The sequence below is a fragment of the Thioclava sp. F42-5 genome, assembly GCF_002213195.1.
In the GTDB taxonomy this organism is placed as follows: domain Bacteria; phylum Pseudomonadota; class Alphaproteobacteria; order Rhodobacterales; family Rhodobacteraceae; genus Thioclava; species Thioclava nitratireducens.
This window is the reverse complement of sequence record NZ_NBNZ01000018.1, coordinates 1-1333: the sequence shown is the minus strand read 5'-3', so window position 1 is coordinate 1333 and position 1333 is coordinate 1. Positions and strand designations below refer to the sequence as shown.

Genomic DNA, 1333 nt, shown 5'->3' with positions numbered 1-1333 from the left:
CCGACAAGAAAACGATCAACCCCGCCCCGAAAACCAGCAATTCGCTGATAATGAGAACCCACATCAAAAGATCGCCGGGCAAATCGTCCAATGCAGTTCGGGTTTGATCCGTCATTCAGCAAGACCTTTGCAAGAGCCTTCGGCCCGTCACGACTCAATCGGCTTCAACCTTCGTCGCCATGATCTCTCCCTGCACTATTTGAATGCGCATTGCAAATACCAATTACCGCACACAAGATGACTCGATGCCCTTCTGTCGCTTTCACGGTCGAACGAGGGGATCTGTGCGGTCACCGGCTGCGTCGTCGCACATTTAGTTTGAGCCACAGCAAAGAAGCCCGGTTCTGTCTGTCTGATAAGAGGGCATGGAACACACAGAAACACTTCGGGCCCTTGGCCTCTTCGATGCGCGCGTGCCGCGTTACACGTCCTACCCGACTGCGGCGGCCTTTGCGCCCGACACAGGCGCGTCCTTTCAACGCCATGCGCTTGAACGGTTGGACCCGAGCGAACCTGTGTCGGTCTACATGCACATCCCGTTTTGCGAGCGTCTTTGCTGGTTCTGCGCCTGTCACACACAAGGCACGAAAACCCTTGGCCCGGTGGAAAGCTATATCGAGGCGCTCGAGGCCGAACTCGATATGGTGCGCGCCATCATACCGAACGGCCTGAAAATGGGCCGCCTTCACTGGGGTGGCGGAACGCCTACCATCCTGCCGCCGGAATTGATTCATCGTCTCTCGGCATCGATACGCCGTGTGTTTCCACCAGCTCAGGAGTTCGAGTTCTCGGTGGAGATTGACCCGACCATGGTCGATCGCGCGAAGATCGAAGCTCTCGCCTCCGAAGGCATGAACCGCGCGTCGATCGGCATTCAGGATTTCGATCCCGAAGTCCAAAAAGCCATCGGTCGCCTGCAACCGTTCGAAACCACACGCGCGTGCGTCGAAGACTTGCGTGCAGCCGGCATCGCCTCTCTCAACACCGATCTGGTCTATGGCCTCCCGCACCAGAGCCTCGCACGCATCGAAGATACGATCGAAAAGGTTCTCACCTTTACACCGGACCGCGTTGCGCTCTTTGGTTACGCGCATGTGCCTTGGGTTTCAAAACGGCAAAAGCTGATCGACGAAGACGCGCTGCCGGACGATCTGGCGCGCTACCACCTCGCCACGCGCGCCGGAGAACTGTTTGTCGCGGCTGGCCTCACAGCTATCGGCATCGACCATTTCGCGCACCCCGGCGACACTCTGACGGCGGCGCTCGAAGCCGGACGGCTGCGTCGCAATTTCCAAGGATACACGACCGACACATGCAGCACTCTCATAGGGCT

2 protein-coding genes are annotated in these 1333 nt (G+C 58.2%); both read left to right on the top strand.

Annotated features, from left to right (window positions below; all coding sequences use genetic code 11):
- Positions 1 to 241: hypothetical protein (locus B6V74_RS19100; protein WP_206185226.1), on the top strand; the 241-nt coding region annotated here is incomplete at its 5' end.
- Positions 242 to 365: 124 nt separating this feature from the next.
- A partial coding sequence (gene hemN, locus B6V74_RS18665) for an oxygen-independent coproporphyrinogen III oxidase (protein ID WP_088723675.1) occupies positions 366 to 1333 on the top strand: 968 nt, incomplete at its 3' end.